The sequence below is a fragment of the Oligoflexus sp. genome (assembly GCF_035638955.1).
Lineage (GTDB): Bacteria > Bdellovibrionota_B > Oligoflexia > Oligoflexales > Oligoflexaceae > Oligoflexus.
In genome coordinates this window covers 1-6425 of the sequence record NZ_DASQYZ010000445.1, presented here as the reverse complement: position 1 = coordinate 6425, position 6425 = coordinate 1, and the positions used below count along the sequence as shown (strand labels likewise).

5 protein-coding genes are annotated in these 6425 nt (G+C 51.0%); 4 read left to right on the top strand and 1 reads right to left on the bottom strand.

All coding sequences use genetic code 11. From position 1 onward, the window contains the following. The 4 genes from VE954_RS36590 to VE954_RS36575 all read left to right on the top strand — a co-directional run. Nucleotides 1-621 (top strand): TetR-like C-terminal domain-containing protein (locus VE954_RS36590; RefSeq protein WP_324962465.1); only part of this gene is annotated, 621 nt, incomplete at its 5' end. Then, on the top strand, nucleotides 611-1066 hold the full coding sequence (locus VE954_RS36585; RefSeq protein ID WP_324962463.1) for an alpha/beta fold hydrolase: 456 nt from the start codon (nucleotides 611-613) through the stop codon (nucleotides 1064-1066). The genes VE954_RS36590 and VE954_RS36585, both read left to right, overlap by 11 nt. 245 nt (nucleotides 1067-1311) lie before the next feature. Continuing rightward, nucleotides 1312-1893 carry a recombinase family protein gene (locus VE954_RS36580; protein WP_324962461.1) on the top strand — a complete coding sequence of 194 codons (582 nt, stop codon included), beginning with the start codon at nucleotides 1312-1314 and terminating at the stop codon, nucleotides 1891-1893. Then, nucleotides 1890-5117 (top strand): PAS domain S-box protein, encoded by a 3228-nt coding sequence (locus VE954_RS36575; protein ID WP_324962459.1) that lies wholly within the window; start codon nucleotides 1890-1892, stop codon nucleotides 5115-5117. The genes VE954_RS36580 and VE954_RS36575 overlap by 4 nt, the downstream gene beginning before the upstream one ends. A 216-nt stretch (nucleotides 5118-5333) precedes the next feature. Here the strand turns inward: VE954_RS36575 and VE954_RS36570 are convergent, their stop codons facing one another. After that, nucleotides 5334-6332 (bottom strand): ATP-binding protein, encoded by a 999-nt coding sequence (locus VE954_RS36570; protein ID WP_324962457.1) that lies wholly within the window; start codon nucleotides 6330-6332, stop codon nucleotides 5334-5336. Between the last annotated feature and the right edge of the window lie 93 nt (nucleotides 6333-6425).

Here is a 6425-nt window from a genome sequence, read left to right as displayed (position 1 = left end):
GGTGTTGCAGATCCTTTTTCCTTCAATCCACATATTGCGTCAAGCCGGACATGCTCATTCAAAAATATTGAATGCGGGACTATCAGATTTGGGACCATGCGGGATCTGTCAAGTCAGGCAGGTTCTCGACGGCCCACTTTTGATCGCATTGCGGCCGCCGCGGGTGTGGGCAAGGCGGCTATCTTTCGGCGATGGAAAAGCAAGGCAGCTCTGGTGACCGATGCCATTCGTATTCTTTTTGAAACCAGCAACCCGTCCCTGCCTGGCTCGGGCGATCCCGTCCAGGACATCAAAATATTTTTGGGCAATACGGCGCGCATGCTGGCCCAATCACCGGCCGGTTCCGTGATTCGTAACGTGGTCTCGGAACTTCGGCATGAGCCCCAGTTGGCCGAACTGATGGCTGACCTGGAACAGGAACGACGGCAACTGATTCATCAGCTCCTGGCGCCTTTGGATGAAACGATCGACCGCGATTTTATGGTGTCGCTGCTCTTTGGCCCAGTTTATTTTCGTTGGCTCATTTCGGGTGAACCCATGGATGAAGCCTTTATACATAACACAGTGGAGGCCGCGCTCCGCGGCGTGAATCGGGCTTCAGGAGGATCGTGTGGACCTTAAAGTGAACGGCATTCGCCTGTTTGTCGATACAGAAGGGCCCCAGTATGAGCCTTCAGGTCATGTTTTGCGGCGACGTCCGTCGATTCTTATCCTGCATGGCGGGCCTGGAATTGATCATTCACCGTATCGAGCCTTGGGGCAAGCTTTGAGCCGTGACTTCCCCGTCATCTATCTGGATCAGCGCGGCAGTGGCCGCAGCGAATCGGGTTCACCGCATTCATGGACGCTCGCGACCTGGGCCGCTGATGTTTATTCCGTCTGCGAAGCTCTTGGTTTGGATCAGCCTATCATTCTACGCCATTCCTTTGGTGGATATGTGGCTCAGGCTTATGCGAGTACATTTCCTGGGCAGGATCAAGAGTCCTGTTCTGGTTTTATCGGGTGGACGCGATGTGATTGCAACCCAGGACGATATCGAAGACCTGACGTCATCGCTTCCCGTTGAGCTCGTGGCCCATCAGCATTTTGCCGGAAGCGCCCATGAGATCTTCCATGATGTTGAAGCTGATGCGGTCAACGCCATACGCGGATACCATCGCGTCATATTTTCATATTATCAAAATGAAACATTGCATAGTTGCCTATGGATATCGCTCTATTTAACCAGTTCACCAATCAAATGCTTATAAACTTGCATGCGTCAATGATAGATGAGACAAATTGGGTCTAACAAAAAAGGTTTCAAAACTTATGCCCAGAAGAATTGGATACGCCCGGGCGGCTGTTGGTGAAATGAGTCTGGCTGCCCAAATCGAGGCCTTGCAGGAAGCCGGATGCGAGGAAGTCATCACAGATGACGGGTATCAGCTCAATCTCAACCGACCGGGGCTAAGGACGTGTTTGGAAAAAGTTGCCCTAGGGGATACTCTTTTGGTGCTGCGGTTATGCCGAATAGGTTGCTCCATTTCTGAGCTAATTTCCCTCATGCTCACTCTAAAAGAACGTGGCGTGCATTTTAGATCTCTCCAGGATGGTGCCATCAATACAGCCGCAGTCTCTGGTCAACAGATCTTCAACATATTTGCCTGTCTTGCGAGCTTCGAACGCACGATGGCTGAGGAAAAGACCAATATCGGCCTCAAGGTAGCCCGTGCCCGCGGCAGGCTTGGCGGACGAAAACCCTTACCGTCCAATCATCCAAAAATCACGCTCGCAAGGCAGATGAGTCGGGATCATTCCAAATCAATCAGTGAAATCTGTTCAACACTCAAAATATCCCGCGCAACTTACTATCGATATCTCTCCCTTGATGGGGCAAAAGGGTTCAAATGAGCATTTCACACGAGTCACCCAATAGCAATTTGGACTCCAAGCTGCTCGAGGTTAAGGATGAATTCCAGAGTCAGGACTGGTTTTCCGCCACCTTAAAAAGCATCGGTGATGCCGTGATTGCGACTTCTGCCGAAGCGGAACCTAAAATCCTCTTTATGAACGCTGTCGCGGAAGACCTTACAGGGTGGACTCTTGACGAAGCAAAAGGCCGCTGCGTTTTAAAGACTTTCAATATCATCAACCAGAAGTCGCGGCAGCGCGCGGTTAACCCGATTGAACGGGTTATAAGAGAAGGCCTAACGGTCGGCCTTGAGAATCATACGGCACTTATCTCGAAAAGCGGCCAGGAGTTTGTCATTGAAGATACTGCAGCTCCCATCCGCGACAGGAATGGAAAGATTACCGGAGTCGTGCTGGTGTTTCGGGACGTAACAGCCAAACACGTGGCTGAAGAAAAGGCGAAGGAGCTCAATTTTGAGGTCCAACGTGCAAAGCAGGATCTCCAGGATTTTTTTATGCAAGCTCCCATTCCCATGGTGATCCTGCTTGGGCCCGAGCACCACTTTTTCCTTGCGAATGAACCCTATGAGCGACTTGTTGGCCGAAAAGTTACAGGCAGGAAGCTCCTGGATGCGTTCGTCGAGGAAGAGGTCGCACATTTTGTTCCTCTTCTGGACGGAGTGTATCAAACACGAAAACCGTATATCGGCAAGGAGCTGCCGCTGCGCATTCCTGACGAAACGGGCGACATTCAGCATCATTATATCAATCTCGGCCTCTATCCCTTTGTTCAGGCTGACGGACAAATCAAAGGAATTCTGGCGTTTGTCCTGGATGTGACGGAAGAAGTCCGAACCAGGAAAGAAATTGAGCAAAGCAAGGCTGCAGTTGAAAACGAGCGTGAAAACTTTCGCAATCTCTTTCGACATTCTCAGGAAATGGTTTGTGTTCTGCAGGGACCGGACCACGTCTTCGAGTTTGTCAACGATGCCCATATCAAGATTCTGGGGTTCGATGCGACCGGACAGTCGGTCCGCGAAGCACAGCCTGAATCGGTCGAGGTGCACCGCATTCTGGATGAAGTCTTTCAAATCGGAATGACGAACTTGCTTCAGGAAATTCCGGTTACAGTTGGCGATAGCCTCAGGTTTTTCAATCTTACCTTTGCAGCAAGAAGAGATAAAAATGGGAACGTTGATGGCGTCATGGTTCTTGGCGCTGAAGTCACGGATCAGGTTATTTCCCGGGAGAGGCTTAAAGCCGACGAAGCAAAGTTTCGGCAACTGGCCAATGCGTTACCGCAGATTATTTGGACTGCGACGCCGGATGCTTTCGTGGATTGGTACAATGACTGGTGGTACGCTTATTTGGGTCTGCCGCGTGGAACCAGGTGGGATGACCCGGATACTTTTCCCATGCATCCCGAAGATATCGCCAAAACCAATGTACTTTGGTACGAGGCGGTCGCGGCAGGCAGACCTTTTAATATGGAGCAGCGGTTCAAGCGTGGATCTGATGGTGAGTATCGCTGGCACCTCGTGCGCGGTGTGCCTATTAAAGATGGGAACGGACGCGTGATAAGTTATGTGGGTGCGAACACAGACATCCACGATCAGAAAATGCAGGAGGATGAGCTGAAGGCAACCCAAGCCCGTTTGAGCCTGGCGATGCAGAGTGCCAAAATTTCAACATGGCACATCAATCTTGGGGCCAATGCCGCGGCATATTCAAAGGAAACAGCGGCCATATTCGGACTTGAACATATTGAAGGGGATGCTTTCCAGCTGATAAGTTCAATAATGCATCCAGAGGATCGTGAGCGTATGGCTCAAACCCTTAAGGATTCGATAATGGGAAATACGGATTATTTCGATGAGTATCGGATTGTGACGGCAACCGGTGAAACACGTTGGGTCCGGGCGTCTGGCCGAATCCATGAAATAGGTGGACGCCCGTTCATGTCCGGCATCACCTTGGACATTACTGAGGAAAAGCGCCGAGTCGAGCAGGTCGAAGAAGCCAAAAGAACGGCTGAAGCGGCGAATCTTGCCAAAACCGCCTTTCTTGCCAATATGAGCCACGAAATAAGAACCCCGCTCGGAGCCATTATTGGTTTTAGCGAGCTGCTCCGGGAACCGGATTTGAGCCCGGAGGAACGGGATCAATATCTTGATACAGTCGTCCGCAGCGGCCAAGGCCTGACCCGCATCATCGATGACATCCTGGACCTTGCCAAGGTGGAAGCCGGCCGGCTCGATATCGAGGAGATTGAAGTTTCGGTCTTTGATTTTATGCAGGAGGCATTGGATCTTTTCAGGGACAAAGCCAAACAAAAAGGAATTTACCTGCTTTTGAATATTGAGGAGGACGTGCCTCCGCATATTATTTCAGACCCGACCAGGCTAAGGCAGATCCTTGTGAACCTCATCGGCAATGCCTTGAAGTTTACAACCAAGGGTGGTGTCAGGGTGAATGTGAAATCCGCGCCTCAGGCCAATGGTCGCGTGGAGCTTTTGGTCAGTGTGAAGGACACCGGCATAGGCCTGACAGCATCGCAAAAGGAAAAGCTCTTTGAACCTTTCGTTCAGGCTGACAATAGCACAACCCGTGAGTATGGAGGTACCGGTTTGGGCCTTGTGCTCTCGAGGCGCCTTGCGAATGCACTTGGAGGCAACATTACGATAGCTGAGTGCAAGGAAGGCCAGGGCTGCACCTTCCTCTTAAGTTTCCTGGGCGGGGTCCATGAACCGGTCTGCACGGACGAGCCTGAAGGGAAAGCTGAATCCGTCCCTGTTCTGGAAGTATGGGTTCAAAACGAGCGTCTTTCGAGTTTAAAGGTGCTTTTGGCCGACGACTCGACTGACAACCAATTTTTGATTGCCCGGTTTTTAAGAAAGCACGGAGCAGCCGTTGAGATCGCAAACGATGGTGAGGAAGCCATCCGTAAAGCGCTCCACTCCGAATTTGACCTGATCCTCATGGACATTCAAATGCCGCGTGTGGACGGCTATGAGGCAACCCGGGCCTTGCGCTTGAATGGCTATGATAAGCCTATCATTGCGCTGACTGCGCATGCCATGGCCGAGGAGCGGGCACGCACACGCGCTGCGGGCTGCACCGGGCATCTGACCAAACCCATTAACCAGCACGAATTGATAGACACCATTGAGCTGCTGGCCCGACGTATGCGGTCTCAAGGGATCGGCGAAAGCAGGACTCAGTGACATCAAAGCCGCTCCCGTCAGATCAAGAGTTGGACCTTTCCAAATATTCGCCCGTGGGACAGTCTCCAGCCGAGGAACAGGAAGCCATCTTCCAGGTCTACCGAAGAGTACACGCCGCGAAATGCGATAACAAAAAGGGGTGGGGGCCTTGGGCTGGCTCAGGTTCGAGCCGTAGCAGAGAGGTTGATTCGCCTGATTCATTCCGGAAGACCGCATTTAAGACGACAATACGCGACGTCGTATTCCATTCTTCGAGAGCCATACTTCGAGAGTATTGATCAAGACTGATTGGTCCAGAGGTTTTGTTATGTTCGCATCGAATCCTGCATCTAAGGTTTGCTTTATTTCATGCGACATCGCGTGTGCGGTCACAGCAATAATTGGTCGTTTATATCCTTCCAGCCTCAGTAAGCGAAGGGCCTGATAACCATCCATGTAGGGCATTTGTATATCGAGGAGGATCAAATCAAAATCCCTGCTACCTGCAAGTTCCACGGCTTCAACACCATTGGTTGCGATTACAACTGTGGCTCCACGTTTCGTCAGAATTCGTTCCGCGAGCAAGGCATTGTCAGATGAGTCATCGGCGAAAAGTATCCGGGTGCCAGTCAAAAGAGATTTTTCTGAGTTTTTGCCACTGCCTGCCGATGAGCCCAATTTCTTGTCTTTGTCGTCCAGGTTAGCATTGAAGGTGAAAGCGAAGGTGGAGCCTTGCCCGACCTGCGACTCTGTTATCTCGACTTTCCCGTTTAACGCGGCCGCCAAACGCTGGGAAAGGGCAAGTCCCAAACCAGTGCCGCCGTATCGTCGGGTATGGGTGTTATCAGCCTGTGAGAAAGGCTGGAACAGCTGACCCATGGCTTCGGCCGATATTCCCACGCCGGTGTCAATCACTTGAATTTTCACGTGAAATGTTGAATCACTCGATTCATGCCCTTCAACTTTGACTTCAATTCCGCCCTTTTCTGTGAATTTGATGGCATTGCCAATCAGGTTTATAAGGATCTGACGGAGGCGACTTGGATCGGAGAGAAGCCTGGAGGGAATGTTTTCAAGAAAAGAAAGCTGAAGCTCGAGACCTTTTTCTCTCACCTTTTCTCGAAATAGATCCATGACGTCGGCTAGCAACTCTTTGAGATCGAAGGATATCTCCTCCAAGGCCAGTTTGGGATCTGTTGCAAAAAAAATGTAGTATGAGGCTCCATGATAGGCCATATTTGCTAATCACCTTATCCACGGAGCGGATATGGCCATCAGTTTCAAAGGCAAACATTTCCCCAAATCTATTGTGCTGACCTGCATACGCTG

Bases quoted from the DNA above. Each gene is read 5' to 3' on its own strand.
- VE954_RS36580 (WP_324962461.1), top strand. From the start codon at position 1,312: ATGCCCAGAAGAATTGGATACGCCCGGGCGGCTGTTGGTGAAATGAGT.
- VE954_RS36575 (WP_324962459.1), top strand. From the start codon at position 1,890: ATGAGCATTTCACACGAGTCACCCAATAGCAATTTGGACTCCAAGCTG.
- VE954_RS36570 (WP_324962457.1), bottom strand. From the start codon at position 6,332: ATGGCCTATCATGGAGCCTCATACTACATTTTTTTTGCAACAGATCCC.